Source organism: Variovorax paradoxus, assembly GCF_030815975.1.
Lineage (GTDB): Bacteria > Pseudomonadota > Gammaproteobacteria > Burkholderiales > Burkholderiaceae_C > Variovorax > Variovorax paradoxus_N.
This window is the reverse complement of sequence record NZ_JAUSXL010000002.1, coordinates 695,144-717,033: the sequence shown is the minus strand read 5'-3', so window position 1 is coordinate 717,033 and position 21,890 is coordinate 695,144. Positions and strand designations below refer to the sequence as shown.

22 protein-coding genes and 1 tRNA gene are annotated in these 21,890 nt (G+C 67.6%); 17 read left to right on the top strand and 6 right to left on the bottom strand.

Annotated elements, in window-relative coordinates:
• Positions 1-28: 28 nt before the first annotated feature.
• The 4 genes from QFZ47_RS07165 (at position 29) to QFZ47_RS07150 (ending at position 2,249) form a co-directional block, all read left to right on the top strand.
• Complete coding sequence (locus QFZ47_RS07165) at positions 29-802, top strand: cytochrome c1 (RefSeq protein WP_307654984.1); 774 nt, start codon at positions 29-31, stop codon at positions 800-802.
• A 95-nt stretch (positions 803-897) separates the two neighbouring features.
• Positions 898-1,509, top strand: a complete 612-nt coding sequence (locus QFZ47_RS07160) for a glutathione S-transferase N-terminal domain-containing protein (protein ID WP_012746352.1) — start codon at positions 898-900, stop codon at positions 1,507-1,509.
• A gap of 30 nt (positions 1,510-1,539) precedes the next feature.
• Positions 1,540-2,130: a ClpXP protease specificity-enhancing factor gene (locus QFZ47_RS07155; RefSeq protein WP_307654983.1), complete on the top strand. Its 591-nt coding sequence runs from the start codon at positions 1,540-1,542 to the stop codon at positions 2,128-2,130.
• Between the two features lie 43 nt (positions 2,131-2,173).
• A tRNA-Thr gene (locus QFZ47_RS07150) sits at positions 2,174-2,249 on the top strand.
• Positions 2,250-2,335: 86 nt separating this feature from the next.
• On the opposite strand, the gene QFZ47_RS07145 is transcribed toward QFZ47_RS07150, so the two are convergent.
• Positions 2,336-2,737, bottom strand: a complete 402-nt coding sequence (locus QFZ47_RS07145; RefSeq protein ID WP_307654982.1) for a hypothetical protein — start codon at positions 2,735-2,737, stop codon at positions 2,336-2,338.
• A gap of 156 nt (positions 2,738-2,893) precedes the next feature.
• Here QFZ47_RS07145 and QFZ47_RS07140 point away from each other — a divergent pair, with 156 nt between their 5' ends.
• Positions 2,894-3,682 (top strand): YoaK family protein, encoded by a 789-nt coding sequence (locus QFZ47_RS07140; protein ID WP_307654981.1) that lies wholly within the window; start codon positions 2,894-2,896, stop codon positions 3,680-3,682.
• Here QFZ47_RS07140 and QFZ47_RS07135 read toward each other — a convergent pair.
• The 3 genes from QFZ47_RS07135 to QFZ47_RS07125 all read right to left on the bottom strand — a co-directional run bounded on the left by QFZ47_RS07135 (position 3,657) and on the right by QFZ47_RS07125 (position 7,572).
• Positions 3,657-4,670 carry an SDR family oxidoreductase gene (locus QFZ47_RS07135; protein WP_307654980.1) on the bottom strand — a complete coding sequence of 338 codons (1,014 nt, stop codon included), beginning with the start codon at positions 4,668-4,670 and terminating at the stop codon, positions 3,657-3,659. The genes QFZ47_RS07140 and QFZ47_RS07135 overlap by 26 nt on opposite strands.
• Before the next feature lie 215 nt (positions 4,671-4,885).
• Entirely contained in the window at positions 4,886-6,607 is a 1,722-nt protein-coding gene (recJ, locus tag QFZ47_RS07130) for a single-stranded-DNA-specific exonuclease RecJ (protein ID WP_307654979.1), read from the bottom strand.
• Positions 6,604-7,572, bottom strand: coding sequence for a hypothetical protein (locus QFZ47_RS07125; RefSeq protein ID WP_307654978.1), 969 nt, complete (start codon positions 7,570-7,572; stop codon positions 6,604-6,606). Before QFZ47_RS07125 ends, recJ begins: the two co-directional genes overlap by 4 nt.
• Positions 7,573-7,646: 74 nt before the next feature.
• On the opposite strand from QFZ47_RS07125, the gene QFZ47_RS07120 reads away from it, so the two are divergent.
• The 3 genes from QFZ47_RS07120 (at position 7,647) to QFZ47_RS07110 (ending at position 10,294) form a co-directional block, all read left to right on the top strand.
• Positions 7,647-8,903, top strand: a complete 1,257-nt coding sequence (locus QFZ47_RS07120) for a lipoprotein-releasing ABC transporter permease subunit (protein WP_307654977.1) — start codon at positions 7,647-7,649, stop codon at positions 8,901-8,903.
• Positions 8,896-9,603: a lipoprotein-releasing ABC transporter ATP-binding protein LolD gene (gene lolD, locus QFZ47_RS07115; protein ID WP_307654976.1), complete on the top strand. Its 708-nt coding sequence runs from the start codon at positions 8,896-8,898 to the stop codon at positions 9,601-9,603. The genes QFZ47_RS07120 and lolD overlap by 8 nt, the downstream gene beginning before the upstream one ends.
• A gap of 94 nt (positions 9,604-9,697) precedes the next feature.
• Positions 9,698-10,294, top strand: a complete 597-nt coding sequence (locus QFZ47_RS07110; protein WP_307654975.1) for an ATP-dependent Clp protease proteolytic subunit — start codon at positions 9,698-9,700, stop codon at positions 10,292-10,294.
• Here the strand turns inward: QFZ47_RS07110 and QFZ47_RS07105 are convergent, their stop codons facing one another.
• Entirely contained in the window at positions 10,295-10,684 is a 390-nt protein-coding gene (locus QFZ47_RS07105; RefSeq protein WP_209499883.1) for a RidA family protein, read from the bottom strand. It lies immediately after the preceding gene.
• 182 nt (positions 10,685-10,866) lie between these two features.
• Between QFZ47_RS07105 and QFZ47_RS07100 the strand changes: the two genes are divergently transcribed.
• From QFZ47_RS07100 to QFZ47_RS07060, 9 genes are all read left to right on the top strand, one after another.
• The gene (locus tag QFZ47_RS07100) at positions 10,867-12,444 is read left to right on the top strand and encodes an ABC transporter substrate-binding protein (protein ID WP_307654974.1); all 1,578 of its coding nucleotides are present in this window, start codon (positions 10,867-10,869) and stop codon (positions 12,442-12,444) included.
• Between the two features lie 28 nt (positions 12,445-12,472).
• A complete protein-coding gene (locus QFZ47_RS07095; protein WP_307654973.1) occupies positions 12,473-13,414 on the top strand; it encodes an ABC transporter permease in 942 nt (313 codons plus the stop codon).
• A 10-nt stretch (positions 13,415-13,424) separates the two neighbouring features.
• Positions 13,425-14,264: an ABC transporter permease gene (locus QFZ47_RS07090; protein ID WP_307654972.1), complete on the top strand. Its 840-nt coding sequence runs from the start codon at positions 13,425-13,427 to the stop codon at positions 14,262-14,264.
• A complete protein-coding gene (locus QFZ47_RS07085) occupies positions 14,264-15,298 on the top strand; it encodes an ABC transporter ATP-binding protein (protein ID WP_307654971.1) in 1,035 nt (344 codons plus the stop codon). Before QFZ47_RS07090 ends, QFZ47_RS07085 begins: the two co-directional genes overlap by 1 nt.
• Positions 15,299-15,443: 145 nt before the next feature.
• Positions 15,444-16,427: an ABC transporter ATP-binding protein gene (locus QFZ47_RS07080; protein ID WP_307654970.1), complete on the top strand. Its 984-nt coding sequence runs from the start codon at positions 15,444-15,446 to the stop codon at positions 16,425-16,427.
• Positions 16,424-17,728: an amino acid deaminase gene (locus tag QFZ47_RS07075; RefSeq protein WP_307654969.1), complete on the top strand. Its 1,305-nt coding sequence runs from the start codon at positions 16,424-16,426 to the stop codon at positions 17,726-17,728. Before QFZ47_RS07080 ends, QFZ47_RS07075 begins: the two co-directional genes overlap by 4 nt.
• A 10-nt stretch (positions 17,729-17,738) precedes the next feature.
• Complete coding sequence (locus tag QFZ47_RS07070) at positions 17,739-18,650, top strand: MurR/RpiR family transcriptional regulator (protein ID WP_307654968.1); 912 nt, start codon at positions 17,739-17,741, stop codon at positions 18,648-18,650.
• Positions 18,647-20,119, top strand: coding sequence for an N-acyl-D-amino-acid deacylase family protein (locus QFZ47_RS07065; RefSeq protein WP_307654967.1), 1,473 nt, complete (start codon positions 18,647-18,649; stop codon positions 20,117-20,119). The genes QFZ47_RS07070 and QFZ47_RS07065 overlap by 4 nt, the downstream gene beginning before the upstream one ends.
• Before the next feature lie 320 nt (positions 20,120-20,439).
• Positions 20,440-21,048, top strand: coding sequence for a flavin reductase family protein (locus QFZ47_RS07060; protein WP_307654966.1), 609 nt, complete (start codon positions 20,440-20,442; stop codon positions 21,046-21,048).
• 31 nt (positions 21,049-21,079) lie between these two features.
• Here the strand turns inward: QFZ47_RS07060 and QFZ47_RS07055 are convergent, their stop codons facing one another.
• Entirely contained in the window at positions 21,080-21,883 is an 804-nt protein-coding gene (locus QFZ47_RS07055) for a CPBP family intramembrane glutamic endopeptidase (protein ID WP_307654965.1), read from the bottom strand.
• Between the last annotated feature and the right edge of the window lie 7 nt (positions 21,884-21,890).

Sequence of the window (21,890 nt, the reverse complement as noted above, 5' to 3'; positions counted from 1 at the left end):
AAGCCCAAGAGAGCTCGAGAGAAACACGATGAAGAAAAGCATTTCTGGCTGGCTCGCGGTTGTGGGCCTGGCATTGGGCCTGACCTTTTCCGCCGCCGCGTCGGCCGAGTCCGGCGGCATGGCCTGGGACAAGGCGCCGAACAAGACCACCGACGTCGCTTCGCTGCAGAACGGCGCCAAGCTGTTCGTCAACTACTGCCTGAACTGCCACTCCGCGGCTTTCATGCGCTACAACCGGCTGCAGGACATCGGCGTCACCGAGCAGCAGATCAAGGACAATCTCCTGTTCGCAACCGACAAGGTCGGCGAAACCATGAAGGCCAACATCGACGCGCGCCAGGCCAAGGAATGGTTCGGCACGACGCCGCCCGACCTGACCCTGGTTGCCCGCTCGCGCGCCGGCCATGGCGGCACGGGTGCGGACTACCTATACACCTACCTGCGCACCTACTACCGCGACGACACCAAGGCCACCGGCTGGAACAACCTCGTTTTCCCGAGCGTTGCCATGCCCAACCCGCTGTGGGAACTGCAGGGCGAACGGCGCCCTGTCTACACCAAGGTTTCGCAGCATGGCCACGAAACCGAAGTGTTCAAAGGCTGGGAGCAGGTGACCCCCGGCACACTGACGCCGCTGCAGTTCGACACGGCGGTCGGCGACCTGGTGAGCTACCTGGAATGGATGGCCGAGCCGGCACAGAACACGCGCATCCGCATCGGTGTGTGGGTGCTGCTGTTCCTTCTCATGTCGCTGGTCTTCGTGTGGCGACTGAACGCCTCGTACTGGAAAGACGTCAAGTAGTTCCGTCCACGCCGACCGCGCGCCTGGTGCGTGCGGTCCCACAGAGTGGGTTGCCAACGCGACCCACTCTTTTTGATTTTTAGGAGTCTCTCGCCATGATGGTCTTGTATTCAGGAACGACCTGCCCCTTTTCCCACCGCTGCCGCTTCGTGTTGTTCGAGAAGGGCATGGACTTCGAGATCCGCGATGTCGATCTCTACAACAAGCCCGAAGACATCAGCGTGATGAACCCGTACGGCCAAGTGCCGATCCTGGTCGAGCGCGACCTCATCCTGTATGAGTCGAACATCATCAACGAGTACATCGACGAGCGCTTTCCGCATCCGCAGCTGATGCCCGGCGACCCGGTCGACCGCGCGCGCGTGCGCCTGTTCCTGCTCAATTTCGAGAAGGAACTCTTCGTGCACGTGGCCGCGCTCGAGAACCGCACCGCCAAGGGCAACGAGAAGGCGCTCGAAAAGGCCCGCTCGCACATCCGCGACCGCCTGACGCAGCTTGCGCCCGTGTTCCTCAAGAACAAGTACATGCTGGGCGACAATTTCTCGATGCTCGACGTGGCCATTGCGCCGCTGCTCTGGCGCCTGGACTACTACGGCATTGACCTCAGCAAGAACGCGGCTCCGCTTCTGAAGTACGCTGAGCGCATCTTCTCGCGCCCGGCCTATATCGAAGCACTCACGCCGTCCGAAAAGGTCATGCGCAAGTAAAACTGCGTCAATCGTTCTCCGCTGCCTTTCATGATCAACGCGCTCGAGTCGTCCTCCACCCGCCCGTACCTCATCCGGGCGCTGTACGAATGGTGCACCGACAACGGGTTCACGCCCTATGTCGCGGTGCAGGTCGACGACACCGTCCAGGTGCCGCGCGAGTACGTGAAGAACGGCGAGATCGTGCTGAACATCAGCTTCGACGCCACCAGCTCGCTCAAGCTCGGCAACGATTTCATCGAGTTCAAGGCCCGCTTCGCCGGCAGTGCGCGCGAAATTGTCGTTCCCGTGGGCCGCGTGATCGCGATCTACGCGCGCGAGAACGGGCAAGGCATGGCTTTCCCTGCGCCGGTGCCGGCCGGCAGCGGTGCCGAGGACGGCGCGTCCCCATCGGCGGCTGGCGTGCCTTCGCCCCAGGGGCCCGCGCGCATGCCGCTGCGCGATGCCTCGCGCGGCACCGAAGGCGATGCCGGCAAGATCGTTCATCTGGTGACGGGTGAAGACGCGGACGAAATGGTCGATCTCGGCGACGACGCCGGTTCGCCCGCCGACCCCACCGATGAGCCGCCGCGCCCACCGTCCGGGGGCGGCAGCCGTCCGTCGCTCAAGCGCGTGAAGTAAAGCCGGTGGGCTGCGCACCGTTAAAATCCCAAGAGAAATCCGTGCCGCTTTAGCTCAGTTGGTAGAGCACCCGCCTTGTAAGCGGAAGGTCGTCCGTTCGATTCGGACAAGCGGCACCATATCGAAAATCCCGGAACGCATTCGCGCCGACCGGAAGAAAGAAGCGGCGATCTGCTCGCTCCTTTCCACCTCCTGCAGCTGAAGATCAGCAACGCCCCTTCTTGGCCTGCCCCGGCGGGCAGTGGTATCCGCCGCCGCCTTGGTGATCATCGCGGTCGGCATGGCGCTGCGGCTCCGCGCGGCGCCAGTTGCCTTCCATCCATCGCCAACCGCCGTCCGCCTGGACCCATCGGCCGGGCGCGTAGGCGTAGTCGGGCCGTGCTCCCTGCCAGTAGCCCGAACGCCAGACGTAGGCACGTTCGTTCCATTGCCAATGCCCCGGCACCCACACCTGGCCGGCTCTCGGTCCCGGCATGGGTTCATAGCGCGGCGCGGGGGGCGCCACCTGGATCAGGCCGGGCACGTTGATGTGAACCGAAACCTGCGCCGCGGCGGGCAGTGCGGACACGGCTAGCGCGGCCGCGACCAGAAGAGTTGAGACTTTCATTGAAACCCTTGAACTGTGAACAGAGATCTGCACAACGCAGACCGGCCGAAAGTGTAATCAGCACATTCCCTCAGGGTGGCCGGCAACGCAGCCGTGTCAGGCGAAAGCCTGGGCCGCTCGTTCGGGTGCTAGAGTGCAAGCGCAAGTTGCATGCCGATGCGCAGACTACGCTTCCTTACCCACCGCCACCGCGCCCCTTCCACCAACCGGCTGCTCGGCCTCATGCTGGCCTTCAACGCCGGCGCCGTGAATGCGGGCGGTTTTCTGGTGCTGCACATGTACACCTCGCACATGACAGGCTTCGCGTCGCAGTTCGCGGACGGGCTGGTGCTGGGCAACACCAGGCTGCTGCTCAATGCGCTGGGGGCCATCCTCGCGTTCCTGTCGGGCGCCGCGGTCTGCGCCATTCTCGTGAACTGGGGCCGCCAGCATCGCCTGCGCAGCGTCTACGCGGTTCCGCTGCTGCTGGAAGCGGCGCTCATGTTCCCGTTCGGGCTGATGGGCGCGATCACGCTGACCTGGCCGACGCCGTTTGCCGTTCCGCTGACCGTGCTGCTGCTCTCGTTCATCATGGGCCTGCAGAACGCCGTTGGCTCCAAGACTTCCGGCGGCAGCGTCCGCACCACCCACATGACGGGCAACATCACCGATGTGGGCATGGAACTGGGCAAGCTGCTCTACTGGAACCGGCATGCCACACCGGCACATGCCATGGTGCGCCACAACCGCCGGCGGATGCAGATGGCGGGTGGGCTGATCGGCATGTTCGTGCTGGGCGGGATTGTCGGCGCGCTGGGCTTCAGCTACGTCGGCTTCGTGTGCGTGGTGCCGCTGGCGGCGCTGCTGCTGGCCATCTCCATCCCGCCACTCATGGAGGATGTGCCGCGCTCCAGGGCATTGCAGAAACTCTTCGCCGCATTCAGACGGCGCCCACGCTGCCCGTGACCGGCAGCACGATGCCGGTGATGTAGCTGGCGCAGCTCGGCGCGGCCAGGAACACGTAGGCAGGCGAGAGCTCTTCCGGCTGCGCCGGCCTTTGCAGGTCGGTGTTCTTGCCGAAATCCTTCACCTTCTCGGGCGGGCTGTCGGCGGGATTCAGGGGCGTCCACACCGGCCCGGGCGCCACCGCATTCACGCGGATGCCCTTGGGCAGCAGGTTGCTGGCCAGCGACTTGGTGAAGGCGTGGATCGCCCCCTTGGTCGTCGAATAGTCGAGCAGGTGGGCACTTCCTTCCAGCCCGGTGACGGAGCCGGTATTGATGATCGAGGCGCCCTGGCCCAGATGCGGAACCGCGGCGCGCGCCATCTGGAAATAGCCGAAGACATTGGTCCTGAGCGTCAGCTCGAAGCGCTCGTCGGTGATGTCCTCGATGGAAGCCGCGTGCAGTTGGAAGGCCGCGTTGTTCACGAGGATGTCGAGCTTGCCGAAGGCCTCGAGTGTCTTGTCGACCGCCTCGCGGCAGAACGCCGGGTCGCAGACGTCGCCCTTGATCATGAGGCAGCGCGCGCCTTCGGCCTCCACGTGGCGACGGGTTTCCTCGGCGTCCTCGTCTTCTTCCAGGTAGGCGATGGCGACGTCGGCGCCTTCACGCGCATAGAGCACCGCCACGGCACGCCCGATGCCGGAATCGCCCCCGGTCACCAGGGCCGCCATCCCCTGGAGCTTGCCGCTGCCCTTGTAGTCCGGTGCTTCGAAGCGCGGACGCAGCGCCATCTCGGCTTCGAGCCCTGGCTTGCTCAGGTGCTGCGCCGGCAGGGGATTGACCGGCTGGGATCGCGGCCCGGCCTGCGCGGGCGGGCTGGACTTTTTGGCGGCGGGCTTGGCGCCGTCCTTCGCGTCCTGCGTGCGTTGAACGGCCCGCTGCCTGCTGGCGGTGTGGGCGGGTCCCCGGGACTTGGCGGATTTGGTGGCTGATGCGGTGGTCGATTTCATGTTGCATGGGCTCCTGCGTATGAAAGACCACCGTAGAACGCCGGCGCGCGGCCTGCGTAGGAATCCGTCCCGAATGCACGCCCACCGAGGCTGACCCCGGAGGAGTTCCGAGCCCCTTCCAGAAACACCGCGGAACCGGCTTTGCCGGGCCGCTGGTGTTGCCCCCGGTAGGGGGAGGGAGTAGCGGCACGAAGTGCGCGAAGCCTGGGGGCGAGCTAAATTTCTGCACCCTCGACCAGGAAGCGTACGCGGCGCACACCCTGCCATTCATCGGCATCGAGCCTGAAGGCCAGCTTCACGCGCGCGGGCAGCGGCTCGGTATGGCCGAACCAGATGCCGTCGACCGGCTGCCCCTGGTGCCGCAGCTTGAGCGCCAGGTGCTTCTCGCCCACCAGGCGCTGCGACACCACTTCGACTTCCTCGCTGAAGGTGGGCGGCGCAAAGCCTTGGCCCCACACTTCGCGGTGCAGCGTGTCGACCAGGTCGATGCGCATGTACTCGCGCGCCAAGGGCCCGTCGGTGTCGAGGCGCCGGGTCAGCGTGGCCGCGTCCAGCCATTCGTGCGCGACCTCGGCCAGCGCGCGCTCGAACACCTCGAACTGCTCGCGCGCCACGGTGCAGCCGGCGGCCATCGCATGGCCGCCGAAGCGCAGCAGCACGCCGGGATGGCGCTTGGCCACCAGGTCGAGCGCATCGCGCAGGTGAAAGCCCGGAATCGACCGGCCCGATCCCTTGAGCTCGTGCTCCTTGCCGGGCGCGCCGCTGGCGGCGAAGACGAAGGTCGGGCGGTGAAAGCGGTCCTTGATGCGCGAGGCCACGATGCCGACCACGCCTTCGTGGAAGTCGGCATCGAACACGCTGATGGCCGCGGGCGGTGCCTCGCTGCCGTCGGCCGTGGCGCCGAACAGCGATTCGGCCAGCAGCAGCGCCTGGTCGCGCATGCCGCCCTCGATGTCGCGCCGCTCGCGGTTGATGCCGTCGAGCATGCGCGCGAGTTCGTCGGCGCGGCCGGCGTCGTCGGTCAGCAGGCATTCGATGCCCAGCGTCATGTCGGCGAGCCGGCCGGCCGCATTGATGCGCGGGCCGAGCGCAAAGCCGAAGTCGAAGGTGGTGGCCACCGCGGCGTTGCGCCCCGCGGCCTTGAACAGCGCCGCAATGCCCGCGGGCAGCGCGCCGGCGCGGATGCGCCGCAGGCCCTGCGCGACGAGCCGGCGATTGTTGGCGTCGAGCTTCACCACGTCGGCCACGGTGCCGAGCGCGACCAGCGGAAGCAGCACATCGAGCTTGGGCTGCGCGGCCGCGGTGAAGACGCCGCGCGCGCGCAGCTCGGAGCGCAGCGCCAGCAGCACGTAGAACATCACGCCGACGCCGGCGATGCTCTTGCTCTCGAAGCCGCAGCCCGGCTGGTTGGGGTTCACCAGCACGTCGGCGGCCGGCAGCTCGGGGCCGGGCAGGTGGTGGTCAGTGACCAGCACCTGCAGGCCGCGCGCCTTGGCCGCGGCCACGCCATCGACGCTGGCGATGCCGTTGTCGACGGTGATCAGCATGTCGGCGCCGCTGTCGGCCACGCGCTCGGCAATGGGCGGCGTGAGGCCGTAGCCGTCGACCACGCGGTCGGGCACCAGGTAGCTCACGTTCTTGGCGCCCAGCAGGCGCAGGCCCCGCACCCCGACGGCGCAGGCGGTGGCGCCGTCGCAGTCGTAGTCGGCCACGATGCACAGGCGCTTGTCCTGCGCCATCGCATCGGCCAGCAGCACAGCGGCCTCGCGCGTGCCGTGCAGGGTGTCGGGCGGCAGCAGGCGCGCCAGGCCGTCGTCGAGCTCGTCCTTGGCCAGCACGCCGCGGGCGGCGAACAGGCGGGCCAGCAGCGGATGCACGCCGGCCTGCTCGAGCGCCCAGACCGTGCGGGGGGGAATTTCCCGGGCAATGATTTTCACAGGGCCTCCAGCACGCTGGCGGCGCGCGGCCGGTCGAACAAGCTCCTGGCCCAGCGCACCAGCCCGCGCTGCTGCACCGCATAACGCTGCGCAGCGCGGTCGCCGCACAGCGTGAGCGTGACGTCGGCGCCGGCGGTGTAGTCGGCCAGCAGGCTGGCGATGAGGCCCGCGTCCAGCGCCTGCCAGGCTTCGGCCCAGCCCGCGCCGTCATCGCGCAGCGCGGCCACGCGCAGTGCATCGCTCACGGCCGGCGCGGCAATGTCGGCCGGGGGAACGCCGGGCTCCAGGGCGCCGGTGCCGCTGAGCCAGAAGGAGTTGATCGGCGGCACGCCGCGCGCGGCGCGCTCGTCGTTCACGCGCTGGGCGTAGAGCAGCATCTGCATTTCGTTCTGGAGGCGGCGCAGCGGCCGCGCGGCTTCGGCCAGCGGCGACCACTGCGAGATCGGGTGGCCCACCGCGCGGTCGATGGAGGCCGTGGCCAGGCCGTCGAAGATGCGCGCGCGCGCGAGCCAGCGCCCGGGCGTGGGAGAAGGGTGCAGTGCGATGCCGTCTTCCTCGAAGAAGGGGTGGGCGGCGGCCAGCAGCGCGGCCGATTCGGCGGCGTCGATCTCGATCGCGGCCGGGTCGCCGAGCACCACGTCGTCGATGCCCACCTGCCAGTTGCACAGCGAGACCAGGCCCCAGCCTTCGCGGTCGCCGGCTTCGGCGATGCCGGCTTGCCGGGCCTCCAGCGCGGCCCAGGGTATGCAGCCGTCGGGCGCGGAAATGCCCAGCGCCCTGGCGAGCGCCCGTTCATGGGGCGGCGAGCGTGTGCTTTCGTCCTGCGTGTCGGCCTCGGCGAGCGAGAGCCGGGAGAGCAGCGCTTCGAGGTTGGGAAGCCGAAGCGCCGGCAGTGCCGCGCGGCATGCCGGGGAACCGCGGCCGGCAAAGGGGATCAACAAGTGACGTGGGAGAGGTTCGGCCATTCCCCCTATTGTCCGGGATGCCACAATCCCGGGATGAAACGCCGCCCGAAGCGCGTTGGGAATAACTGATAAATATGCGACTTCCTTATGAACTGAAGCTCGGCTGGCGCTACACGCGCGCAGGCCGGGCGACGCGGCGCAACGGCTTCATCTCCTTCATCTCCGGCGTGTCGATGCTCGGCATTGCATTGGGGGTGGCGGCGCTGATCATCGTGCTCAGCGTGATGAACGGCTTCCAGAAAGAGGTGCGCGATCGCATGCTCGGCGTGGTGTCGCACATCGAAATTCTGTCGCGCGACGGCCAGGCGCTGCCCGACATCGACGCCATCACGGCCGCAGCCCGCAAGAACCCCGAAGTGATCGGCGCCGCGCCCTTCATTGCCACGCAGGCGCTCATTGCGCGCGGCGAGGACATGAAGGGCACGCTGGTGCGCGGCATCGTGCCCAAGCTCGAACCCGAGGTGACCGACATCGACACCACGGCGCAGAAGGGCACGCTCGACAAGCTGGTGCCGGGCGAGTTCGGCATCGTGCTCGGCGGCGAGTTGGCGCGCTCGCTGTTCGTGCAGCCGGGCGACCAGGTCACGCTGGTGGCGCCGGGCGGCCAGGTCACGCCGGCCGGCGTGGTGCCGCGGCTCAAGCAGTTCACCGTGGTGGGCACCTTCGATTCGGGCCACTACGAATACGATTCGGCGCTGGCCATGATCCATGCGGAAGACGCCCAGCGCGTGTTCCGGCTCGAAGGACCGACCGGCATCCGCATCAAGCTCAAGGATCTGAACGAGGCGCGCGAAGTGGCCGACCAGATGGCCGTCACGCTGCCGGGCCAATTCCTCATCCGCGACTGGACGCGCCAGAACAAGACCTGGTTCGCGGCCGTGCAGGTCGAGAAACGCATGATGTTCATCATCCTCACGCTCATCGTGGCGGTGGCGGCTTTCAACCTGGTGTCCACGCTGGTCATGACGGTGACCGACAAGCGCGCGGACATCGCCATTTTGCGCACGCTGGGAAGTTCGCCGCGCAGCATCATGGGCATCTTCGTGGTGCAGGGGGCGATGGTCGGCGTGATCGGCACGGTGGCCGGGCTGCTGCTGGGGCTGGGCATTGCCTACAACATCGACGTGATCGTGCCGGCGCTCGAGCAGCTGTTCCATGCGAGCTTCCTGCCCAAGGACATCTACCTGATCAGCAAGATGCCGAGCGATCCGCAGCGCAGCGACATCATGCCGATTGCGATCATCTCGCTGGTCCTGGCTTTTCTTGCAACGCTGTATCCCAGCTGGCGCGCAAGCCGCGTCAACCCCGCCGAGGCCCTGCGCTATGAGTGAACAAAAAGATGCCGCCGCGCCCGGCAACGGCGTGGTGCTGAAGGCGCGCGGCCTGACCAAGCGCTTTCACGAAGGGCGCATCGACCTCACGGTGCTGCACGGCGTCGACCTGGATGTGCGCGCCGGGGAAACGCTGGCCATCGTCGGCGCCTCGGGCTCGGGCAAGAGCACGCTGCTGCACCTGATGGGCGGACTCGATGCGCCCACGGCCGGCAAGGTCGAGCTGCTCGGCAAGGACATCGCGCATGCCGACGCGGCCGAGCAGGGGCGGCTGCGCAACAAACACCTGGGCTTCGTCTACCAGTTCCATCACCTGCTGCCCGAGTTCAGCGCGCTCGACAACGTGGCGATGCCGCTCAAGATCCGCCGCATGGACTCCGCACAGGCGGCGGCCGCGGCCGCGAAGATCCTCGAAAGCGTGGGCCTGGGCGAGCGCCTGCATCACCGGCCGGCCGAGCTCTCGGGCGGCGAGCGCCAGCGCGTGGCCATTGCGCGCGCGCTGGTCACGCAGCCGGCCTGCGTGCTGGCCGACGAGCCCACGGGCAACCTCGACCGCAGCACGGCGGACACGGTGTTCGCGCTGATGATCGAGCTCGCGCACAAGCACCGCACGGCCTTCGTGATGGTCACGCACGACCAGGAGCTCGCGAAGCGCTGCGATCGCGTGCTGCAGCTGGTGGCGGGGCGGCTGGCGGGCTGAATTGCCGATGCCGCTTGCCACGGCGCATGCAATGTCGCGAAACTGTTCCCCTGCGCGGCACGATGCCGTGCAGTCACAGGAGCGCTTCTGCACCATGGAAACCGATGACGACACCCCGCCCGCAGCCACCGCCGAGCCGCGCAATTCGTACCTCGAAGAAAAAGCCTTCAAGTCGCGCACGCTGCTGATCTTCGGCAGCATCACCGACTCCGTGGCCGCCGACGTGACGCGCAGGCTCATCACGCTGGACGCCGACAGCCCGGACAAACCCATCGACATCCTGGTGAGCTCGCCCGGCGGCCACCTGGAGTCGGGCGATGCCATTCACGACATCGTGCGCTTCATCAGTGCGCCGGTGAACATGATCGGCACCGGTTGGGTGGGCAGCGCCGCCACGCACCTCTACCTGGCGGTGCCGCGCGAGCGGCGCGTGTGCCTGCCCAACACGCGCTTCTTGATCCACCAGCCCAGCGGCGGCGCGGGCGGCCAGGCCACCGACATCGCAATCCAGGCGCAGGAAATCATCAAGGCCCGGCACCGCATCGCGCACGAGATCGCGCGCGAAACCGGCAAGCCCATCGACGTGGTGCTGGCCGACATCGAGCGCGACCGCTGGCTCTCGGCTGCGGAGGCGGTCGAATACGGGCTCGTCTCGCGCATCATTCAGCGCAAGACGGAACTGCGGGACTGATCAGGCTTTGGGCTTGTAGGCCACCACGTCGATCTCGACCTTGGCGTCGACCATCAGGCGTGCCTCGGTGGTCGAGCGCGCCGGCTTGTTTTCACCGAAGTAGCCCATGTAGATGCGGTTGAAGGCACCAAAGTCGCGCGCGTCCTGCAGCCAGACGGTGCTCTTGCAGACGTCGTCGAGCGTGGCGCCGGCCAATGCGAGCACTTTCTTCAGGTTCTCCATCACCTGGCGCGTCTGCGCCTCGATGCCGCCCACCACGATCTCGCCCTCGGCATTGGCCGGCACCTGGCCCGACACATAGATGAAATCGCCGGCGCGCACGGCCGGGGAGAAGGGGCGGGCCTGGCGGTCCGAGGCGACGGGCGGGGCGCCGAGGTATTCGAGCGGCATGGGAAAACTCCTGGAAAGAATTGAAAAACGCGGATCGCAAGTATCGATCCAATCTGAAAATTTGTTTCAGGAAAACCTACAAACAAGGGTTAATACGGATGATTTGGCATGGATAGTGCTTCAAAGTGCGGGCCGAATAGAAAATTTCTTTCACAATCTGCCCGCCCCACGAAGGAGTTCCCATGTCCAACGACGGTCTTGTCGTCCAGCGCCTGCCCAAGCTGTCGAAGCGCAGCCTGCTGGGTGCGTCCCTGCTCGCGGTGCTGTGCGCCGCGCTGCCTTCCCAGCCCGCGCATGCCCAGGGGCCGCGCAACTTCGCCACGCTGGCGATGGTGGCCGAGCCGCAGACGCTCGACCCCATGGCCTCCACGGCCGATCTGGTCGGAACCATCATGCAGCACGTGTACGAGACGCTCTACACCTTCGACGCCAAGTGGAACGTGGTGCCGATGCTGGCCGAGACCATGCCGAAGATCTCGGCCGACGGCAAGAGCTACGCCATTACCCTGCGCAAGGGCGTGATGCTGCACAACGGCCGCGAACTCAACGCCGACGATGTGGTGGCCAGCCTGCAGCGCTGGATGGACCAGTCGCCGCGTGGCAAGGCCGTGGGCAAGGAGATCGAGAGTCTCAAGGCCAAGGGCCCGCTGGGCGTGGAGATCGTGCTGAAGGCGCCGTATGCGCCGCTGCTCTCGCAACTCGCGCTGCCCAGCGGCATGGCAGCGATCATGGCCAAGGATTCGATCGCTTCGCCGCTGAAGGATTTCGTCGGCACCGGCCCCTACAAGTTCAAGGAGCGCCGCCCCGACCAGTTCGTGCTGCTCACGCGCTTCGACAAGTACGCGGCGCGCAAGGAGCCCGCGAGCGGCTACGCCGGCAAGCGCGAAGCGGCCATCGAGGAGCTGCGCTTCGTGCCGGTGCCCAATGCCAGCACGCGCGTCGAAGGCGCATTGGCCGGCCAGTACGACTTTGCCGACCTGCTGCCGGTCGAGGCGCTGCCGCGGCTGGAGAAATCGGGCGGCAAGACCGTGCCGATCATGACGCCGTCGTTCGGCTTTCCGTACCTCGTGCTCAACACCAAGGAAGGCGTGGCTTCCAACCAGGCCCTGCGCCAGGCGATCCAGTCCGCGCTGGGCGAGGGCGAAATGCTCGCAGCCGGCTTCGGCGACACGCGCTTCTTCGTGGCCGAAGGCAATCACTTCCCCAAGGGCTCGCCGTTCTATTCGGCCGCCGGCACCACGCTCTACAACGAGCGCAACGCGTCCAAGGCCAAGGAGGCCGCGGCCAAGGCCGGCTACAAGGGCGAGCCGATCCGCGTGCTCACCAGCCGCCAGTACGACTTCCACTACAACATGTCGCTCTTGATGGCCGAGCAGCTCAAGCGCGCCGGCTTCAAGGTCGACCTCAACGTGGTCGACTGGGCCACGCTGGTGCAGCGGCGCAACGACCCGAAGCTGTGGGACATCTACGTGACCCATTCGGGCCAGTTTCCCGAGCCGATGCTCTCGCCGCCGCAGCTGGGCGACGGCGCACCCGGCTGGTGGGATTCGCCCGCCAAGAAGTCGGCGCTGCAGGCCTTCAATGTCGAGAGCGATCCGGCCAGGCGCGGCGCGTTGTGGGGCAAGGTGCAGCAGGTGGTTTATGAAGAAGTGCCGTACATCAACGTCGGCAAGTTCAACGGCCTCTCGGCCAAGAGCCCGGCGCTCGACAACTACCAGCCCGCGACCTGGCCGTTCTTCTGGAACGCAAGAATCAAATAAACCCCGGGCGCCACGGAGCCAACCACACATGTTTCGCTATCTCGCTTCCCGCGCTGCCGGCATGCTCGTCGTGCTCGCCATCGTGGCGGTGATCGTCTTCGTGCTCACGCGCGCCGCATCGGGCGACCCGGTCTCGGTGCTGCTGGGCGACCAGGCCACCGCGGCCGACATCGCCCGCGTGCAGAAGGAATACGGGCTCGACAAGCCGCTGCCCCTGCAGTTCGGCTACTGGCTGCGCGAAGTGCTGCAGGGCAACCTCGGCACCTCGATCTTCCTGCAGCGACCGGTCACGCAGGCGCTGTGGGAGCGCGCCGAGCCGACCACGCTGCTCGCGCTGATGGCCGTGGCCATCGCGGCGCTGATCGGCGTACCGTGCGGCATCGTCTCGGCGGTGTTCCGCGGGCGCGTGGTCGACCAGCTCTTTACCGGCGTTGCGATGCTCGGCGCGAGCATTCCGAGCTTCTGGCTCGGCATCGTGCTGATCCAGATCTTCGCGGTGTCCTTCGGCTGGTTCCCGGTGTCGGGCTATGGCGCGCCCGATGCGGCGTTCGCTGAGCGGCTCCATGCGCTGGTGTTGCCGGCCGCGGTGCTGGGCCTGCTGAACTCGGCGCTCATCATCCGCTTCACGCGCGCCTCGATGCTCGACGTGCTCGGCGAAGACTATGTGCGCACCGCACGTTCCAAGGGCCTGAGCGAAACCACGGTCGTGCTCAAGCATGCATTGCGCAATGCGCTGGTGCCGATCGTCACCGTGATCGGCCTCACAGTCGCGCTGATGATCGGCGGCGCCGTCATCACCGAAACCGTGTTCGGCCTGCCGGGTGTCGGCAACCTCGTGGTGAGCGCGGTGCTGCGGCGCGACTATCCGGTGATCCAGGGCGCGCTGCTCGTGATTGCCGCGATCTACGTGCTGATCAATTTCTCCATCGACCTGCTCTATGCCGTCGTCGATCCGCGCGTGAAGGTCTGAGGGAAGAAAAATGCAAATGCCCCGAATGCTCCGCCAGCTGATGCATCGCCGCATCGTGATGGTTTCCGCGCTGGTGCTGCTGCTCATTGCGGTGCTGGCCATCGGCGCGCCGCTGTTCGCCTCCATCGATCCCAACGACACGGCCGTGCTGCAGCGCCTGAAGGGGCCGAGCGCCGAACACCTGCTGGGCACCGACGAGCTCGGCCGCGACATGTATTCGCGCATCGTGCACGGCGCACGCTATTCGCTGGCCATTGCGGCGCTCACCGCGCTGGGCTCGGTGGTCGCGGGCACCGTGCTGGGCCTGATGGCGGGCTTCTTCCGCCGGCTCGACACGCCGCTGATGCGCGTGGTCGACGCGATGATGTCCTTCCCCGACATCCTGCTGGCCATTGCGCTGGTGGCGATCCTCGGACCCTCGCTCATGAACACCGTGCTGGCGCTGGTGCTGGTCTACACGCCGCGCGTGGCGCGGGTGGTGCGGGCCTCGACGCTGGTGGTGCGCGAGCTGCTGTTCGTCGAGGCGGTGCGCGCGCTGGGCGTGCGCACCTCGCGCATCCTGTGGCGCCACATCCTGCCGAACCTGATGTCGCCGATCCTGGTGCAGGTGTCGTTCATCTTCGCCTACGCGATCCTGGCCGAGGCGGGGCTCTCGTTCCTGGGCGTGGGCGTGCCGCCCGAGATTCCGACCTGGGGCACCATGGTCGCGGGCAGCCAGCAGTATGCGCACCAGGCCTTCTGGGTGGTGCTGTTCCCGGGGCTCGCGATCATCTTCACGGCGCTCTCGCTGCAGCTGCTGGGCGACGGCGTGCGGGACCTGCTCGACCCCAAACTGAAGAAGGCGCTGTGATGACGACCACGAACATTCCACGTCTTTCTGTCAGCAACCTGAGCACCAGCTTCCCCACCGAAGACGGCCTGATCCGTTCGGTGGCCGATGTGAGCTTCTCGATCCAGCCCGGCAAGACCACGGCACTGGTCGGCGAATCGGGCTCGGGCAAGTCGGTCACCAGCCTCACGCTGATGCGCCTGTTGCCCAAGACCGCGAACGCGCAGGTCAGCGGCTCGGCTTCTTTCGTGACCCGCGAAGGCAAGACGCTCGACCTGCTGCAGATCGGCGAGCGCGAGATGCGCAGCCTGCGCGGCAACCAGTTGTCGATGATCTTCCAGGAGCCGATGACCAGCCTGAACCCGGTCTTCACCATCGGCGAGCAGATTGCCGAGAGCGTGCGGCTGCACAAGGGCCTGGACCGCAAGGCGGCCATGGCCCACGCGCTGCGCATGCTGGAGCTGGTCGAGATTCCGGCGGCCGCGCAGCGCATCCACGAGTATCCGCACCAGCTCTCGGGCGGCATGCGCCAGCGCGTGATGATCGCGCTGGCGATGGCCTGCGACCCGACGCTGCTGATCGCCGACGAGCCCACCACCGCGCTCGACGTGACCATCCAGGCGCAGATTCTCGAGCTCATGCGCCGGCTGCAGGCCGAGACCGGCATGAGCATCCTCTTCATCACCCACAACCTCGGCGTGGTCGCGCACCATGCGGACGACGTGGTGGTGCTCTATGCGGGCCGCGTGGTCGAGAGCGCGCCCGTGCGGCCGCTGTTCGCGCAGCCCGAGCATCCGTACACGCAGGGCCTCCTGGCCTGCCTGCCGGGCAAGGCGCGGCTGCCGGGGCAGCCCAAGCCCAAGCGGCTGTTCGCGATTCGCGGCCAGGTGTCGAGCCCGCTCGCGCCGCCGCCGGGCTGCGCCTTCGAGCCGCGCTGCGACCATGCGCTGGCGGGCTGCAGCGCCGCGATTCCGCCGCTGATCGATATCCGCCAGGGCCGCCAGGCACGATGCATTCGGGTGCAGTCGGATGCAACTCTCGCGAGGGTCGCATGACCCGCACGCCTCACCTGTCTTGCTCCCTCCCCTTCCGGGGGAGGGCTGGGGTGGGGGCTCTGGGCGGTGGAGACCGTCACAACGATGGAACGGCCGCGTGCCCCCACCCCCACCCTCCCCCGGAAGGGGAGGGAGAAAGCCCACGATGACCACCGCTGCTCCCCTCATCGAAGTCCGCGGACTCAAGAAATACTTCGGCGCCAGCGACCGTCCGGTGCGTGCGGTCGACGATGTGTCGTTTGCGATCCAGCCCGGCGAAACGCTGGGCCTCGTCGGCGAATCGGGCTCGGGCAAGAGCACCATCGGCCGCACCGTGCTGCGCCTCATCGAACGCACCGAGGGCCAGGTGCTCTACCGCGGCGACGACATCGGCGCGCTGTCGGGCGAACGCATGCGCCGGCTGCGCAGCAAGCTGCAGATCATTTTCCAGGACCCGTATGCGAGCCTGAACCCGAAGATGCGCATCAGCGCCATCCTCGGCGAGGCGCTCTCCACGCACGGCCTGCACAAGGGCGCTTCTGCGCGCGACAAGCGCATTGCCGAACTGCTCGAAACCGTGGGCCTGCGTGCCGAGCATGCGAGCCGCTTTCCGCACGAATTCTCGGGCGGGCAGCGCCAGCGCATCGGCGTGGCGCGCGCGCTCGCGGTCGAACCCGAATTCATCGTGGCCGACGAGCCGCTGTCGGCGCTCGACGTGTCGATCCAGTCGCAGGTCATCAACCTGCTGGCTGATCTGCGCGAGCGGCTCGGCCTCACCATGCTCTTCATCTCGCACGACCTCGACGTGGTCGAGTACCTGTGCGACCGCGTGGTGGTGCTGTACCTCGGCAAGGTGATGGAAGTGGCCACTACCGATGAGCTGTTCGCGCGGCCTTCGCACCCCTATACGCAGGCGCTGCTGGCCGCGAGTCCGAAGCCCGACCCCACGCTCGCCACCGAGCGCATCGCACTCAAGGGCGACATTCCGAGCCCGATCTCGCCGCCCTCGGGCTGCGTGTTCCGCACGCGATGCCCGCACGCCATCGAGGCCTGCGCGCAGACCGTGCCGCCGCTCGACGAGATTTCCGCCGGACACTACAGCGCCTGCATCCGCAAGGAACTGCTTTCCAACATTGCCGCACGACCATGACCGACACCACTGCCGCCATCGATTTCAACGACCCGCTGCTGGGCAGCAACTTCAAGGGCTACCCGCGCACCCAGCCACCGCGCCGCCGCAGCGAAGTCGGCGCCGCAGGATGGAACGTGCTGGCCGGCGACCTGCCGCTGCCGCTGGCCGTGCTCAAGCGCGAGGCGCTCGAGCACAACCTGGCGTGGATGCAGTCGCGCGTGCGCGCATGGGGCATCGACCTGGCGCCGCACGGCAAGACCAGCATGTCGCCGCAGCTCTTCCAGCGCCAGTTGAATGCGGGCGCCTGGGGCCTGACCTTCGCGACCGTCACGCAGCTTGCGGTGGGCGTGGCGGCCGGCGCGCGCCGCACGCTCATCGCCAACCAGGTGGTGAGCGATGAAGACCTCGCGGGCATCCAGCTGCTGCTGCACGCGACGGCGGGTCTGCGCATCGTGTTCCTGGTCGATTCGCTGGCGCAACTCGGCCTCATCGAAGACTGGGCCAGGCGCCATCCCGCGAGCGTGCCGTTCGACGTCATGATCGAGATCGGCGTCGAAGGCGCACGCACCGGCTGCCGCACGCATGAAGAAGCCGTGGCACTCGCCACGCGGCTGCGCGCCAGCGATGCCGTCAAGCTCGTGGGCATCGAAACCTACGAAGGGCAGGGTGCCACCGGCGTCAGCGAACCCGATACGGCCTACGCCAACACGCTGATGGACCGTGTGGAAGCCATCGCGCGCCACTGCGACACGCAGCAGCTGTTCGAGACCGACGAGGTGCTGGTCTCGGCCGGCGGTTCGGCCATCTTCGACCTCGTGGCCGGACGCCTGAAGCCCGCGCTGGGTTCGCCGGTGCGCGGCCTGCTGCGCTCGGGCTGCTATGTGACGCATGACCACGGCTTCTACAAGCGCATGGTGAACGCGGTGGACGAGCGTCTGGGCTGCGATTGCGGCGAGAGCCTGCGCCCCGCGATGGAAGTGTGGGCCACGGTGCAGTCGCGGCCCGAGCCTGGCCTGGCGATCCTGGCCGTCGGCAAGCGCGACATCTCCTTCGACCTGTCGATGCCGGTGCCCATTGCGCGGGCCGCACGCGGCATGCTCGAAGCGCAGGCCGTGCCCGCCGGCTGGAAGATCACCGCGCTCAACGACCAGCACGCCTACCTGCGCTGGGACGCCGCCGAAGAAGCGCAGGCCCCCGTGGTCGGCGACCGCGTCGGCCTCGGCATCTCGCACCCGTGCACCACCTTCGACAAATGGCACTGGATGCCGGTGGTCGAAGAGAACTACCGCGTGAGCGACGCCGTCGCCATGCATTTCTGACACCGTACCGATGACGCCCTCCCTGCTCAAGAAAATCGCCGAACTCCGCAGCAGTGCTCCGGCGACGCGGCGCGCGATTCTCGACCTGATCCTCGAAGACCCCGACCGTGCGCTCGAAGAGAGTTTCGAGCAGCTGGCCGAGCGCTCGCGCAGTTCGGTGCCCACCATCATGCGCACCTGCCGCGACCTCGGCTTTGCCGGCTTGCGCGAGTTCAAGCTCGCGCTCGCGCAGGAACTCGCGCTCGGCGGCTCACCGCTGCACCGGCGCGTGAACATCGAGGATGCGGCCGACGAAGTCGTCAGCAAGATCGCGCGCAGCGCGGCAGCCTCGGTGTCGGGCGTGCGCGGGCAGCTCGACATGCAGGTGCTCGAAGGGGCGGTGGCCGCCATCGCGGCCGCGCCGCATGTCGATCTGTACGGCGCGGGCGCCACGTCGTGGTTCATGGCCAACGACCTGCAGGCGCGGCTCTTCAGGCTGGGCCTCTCGGCCAATGCCTGGGCCGACTACCACCTGCAGCAGGTGGCGGGCGCGGCGCAGCGTCCGGGCGGCGTGGTCATCGCCATCTCGCACGTGGGCGGCATGCCTTCGCTGCTCGACGCGGTGGACATCGCGCGCGGGCAGGGCGCCAAGGTGGTCGCGCTCACGCGGCCCGGCACGGCCCTGGCGGCCAAGGCCGACTTCCTGCTGGGCCTTTCGGTGCCCGACGACGCCGTGATGCACGTGGGCATCGATGCCTACCTGACGCATCTCACGGCCATCGAGATTCTCACGGTGCTGGTGGCGCAGCGCCGCGGCGAGCCCGCGGTGCAGCGGCTGCAGCGCGCACGCGAAGCCTTCCAGCGCCACGGCATCGACGCCACCACGCATCCGCTGCAGAGCTGGGACGGCGGCGGCATCAACACCGGAGGCCGCGCATCGTGAGCAATCGATCGAAAGCCATCCTGCTCGAGGCCGGACTCGTGGTCGACGGCTCGGGCGGTCCCTCGTGGCCCGGCGACGTGCTGCTGCAGGGCGACCGCATTCTCGCGCTCGGCGAAGGCCTGCGCGGGCGGCTGCCCGAAGGCCTCACGCTCGAAGACATCGACATCGTCGACTGCCGCACCAACGTGATTGCACCCGGCTTCATCGACGCGCACACGCACGACGACGCGATCGTGCTGCGCGATCCGCTGTGCCTGCCGAAGGTATCGCAGGGCATCACCACCGTGGTGACGGGCAACTGCGGCATCTCGCTCGCGCCGTACCGCACGCCGCAGTCGAAGCCGCCGCTCACGCTGCTGGGCGCGGAATCGTTCAGGCACGCCACCATGGCCGAGTACCGCGCGGCCGTCGATGCGGCGCAGCCCGCGCTCAACGTCGCCGCGCTGGTGGGCCACACCACCCTGCGCTTCGCGGCCATGGAAGCGCTCGACCGGCCCGCAGGCGGTGACGAACTGGCGCGCATGGAGGCGCTGCTCGACGGCTGCATGGCCGAAGGCGCGCATGGACTGTCTTCGGGACTGTTCTATGAAGAAGCCTTTGCCGCACCGGCCGAGGAAGTGACCGTGCTCGCGCGCGTCGTGGCAAGGCACGGCGGCGTCTACGCGACGCACCTGCGCAGCGAGATGCAGCAGATCATCGAGGCGCTGCATGAAGCGGGCGACACCGCTTTCAGCGCGGGTGTGCCGCTGGTCATCTCGCACCACAAGTGCGCGGGCCCTGCGAACTGGGGCCGCACCAAAGAGACGCTGCCGCTGATCGAAGCGCTCGCGCAGCGGCAGAAGATATCGATGGACGTGTACCCCTACGTGGCCGGTTCCACCGTGCTGCGCGAAGACCTGGTCGACGGCGTCATCGACGTGCTGCTGACCTGGTCCGACCCGCATCCCGAGATGACCGGCCGCCTGATCTCCGACATCGCGCGCGAGTGGGGCACCACCGAGCAGGAGGCGTGCCTGCGCCTCAAGCCCGGCGGCGCCTGCTACTTCCAGATGCAGGAGGAGGACGTGGAGCGCGTCATCGCGCATCCGCTCACCATGATTGGCAGCGACGGCCTGCCGCACGACCGCCATCCGCATCCGCGCCTGTGGGGCGCGTTCCCGCGCGTGTTCGCGCGCTACTGGCGCGAGCGCCGCCTGTTCACGCTGGAGCAGGCCGTGCACAAGATGACCGGCATGACGGCGCGCAACCTGCGCATCGCCGAGCGCGGGTTGCTGCGCGCAGGCGCCATGGCCGACGTGGTGGTGTTCGACCCCGAAACCATCGCCGACACCGCCACCTACGACAAGCCGCATGGCGTGAGCCTGGGCGTGGAGCGGGTGTTCGTGAATGGGGTGCTGGCGTATCGCGGTGGCGGCGCTGAAGCGAAGGTGCTCGCGCGGGCGGGGCGGATGTTGACGCGCGGGAGCTGAGGCGAGCACAACGCGTTCGAGGCGCGTGCACAGGCCACCGGGTACTCCCCTCCGCGAATGTCCCCCGCCTTCGGCTCCTCCTTTATTTCGCTGCGGAGAGCACCCGATGCCCTGTGCACGAGGACACGCTGTGGGTGTACTGCTGATCACGAAGCCCTCGCTCCGGATAGGATGTGAGCCACTTCCACGCTCCTGTCTTCCATGCATCCAGCCGCACGCCACCTCGTCTTTCACGCTGCAGTGGTCCTGCTGTTCGGTTTGCTGCTCGGCGCGCCGTACGCGAAGGCGATCAAACGCGATGCCGCTGCGCACCGATCTTCATGAACACCATTCATCGCCGCCCAGTCCCTCTCGCCAAGGCCTACCGCTTGCTCAACCACGGCCCCACCGTGCTCGTGAGTGCCGCGCACGGCGGCCAGCGCAACATCATGGCGGCGGCCTGGGCGATGCCGCTGGATTTCGATCCGCCCAAGGTGGCCGTGGTGCTCGACAAGAGCACCTGGACGCGCGTGCTGCTCGAAGGCGCGGGCAGCTTCGCGCTGCAGGTGCCCACGCGCGCGCAGCTCGACCTGACCGATGCGCTGGGCAACAGCTCGGGCCGCGAGATCGTGGAGCGCGAGGGGCACGACAAGTTCGCGGCCTATGGCCTGCAGACCTTTGCGGGCGTTGCAACCGATGCGCCGCTGCTGGAAGGCTGCGCGGCCTGGCTCGAATGCCGCCTTTTGCCCGAGCCGCCGATCCAGCAGCGCTACGACCTGTTCCTGGGCGAGGTGATCGCGGCGCAGGCCGATGCGCGCGTGTTTGCCGATGGGCGATGGAACTTCGACGGGCATGACGAGCTGCGCACGCTGCACCACGTGGCGGGCGGGCATTTCATCGTCGATGGCGAGGCCGTCGATGCCCGGCCGCTGGCGCCTGTGCGCCGCTAGCTAGCCTTCTCTCGCGTGGCCGGTTCCGGTTTCAGGGAACAGGATTGCGCGCGACCGGAACCACCAGCATGCGGCGCAATGCCAGCACGCCGCACAGGCCCGCGACAAAGACCAGCAGCAAGGTCCACGCCGTGTCTGCTGTCGAGGTGGATTCCGGCCAGTCGCCGATGAAGATCGTGCCGCTGTTGTAGGCCGCATGCAGCGCGATGCACGGGATGAGCGAGCGGCTGCGCTCATAGAGCCACCCGAGCACGGTGCCCATCACCAGGCCCACGACAAACTGGTAGATGTTCAGGTGCGCGGCTCCGAAGAGCAGCGCCGAGCCCACGATGGCCTGCCACCGCGAATAGCGCAGCAGAAAACCGCGCAGCACGATGCCGCGGAACAGCATTTCTTCCAGCAGCGGCGCCATGAGGCACACCGCCAGCGTGGCCGCAACGCTGCCATCGGCCATGCGGCTGAACATCGACTCTTCCCAGGCCGAAAGCGGCGCGACGAAAACCAGCAGGTTGAGCACGGCGGTCATCACCACCATCAGCCCGGGCACAAGCAGCAGCGCAGGCGGCACGACCAGCATGAGAGTGGCCCTGGCGGAAGCGGGCGACTGGTGGAAGAGCTCGCGGTAGGTGAGCTTCTGGTAGTGCATGACCACGGCGAACACGCAGCCGTTGCCCAGCACCGCGGACAACACGCCGAGCTGCATCTCGTTCAGGCCAAGCCAGCGATTGGCGTCGCGCAGCGCAACGCCAATCACGAATTCGCAGAGAAACACCGCCAGGAACAGCAGCGCGGCCTGCGTGGCAGAGGGAAAAGCCGCGCTTTTCGGGGAGGGCATGTGGGGT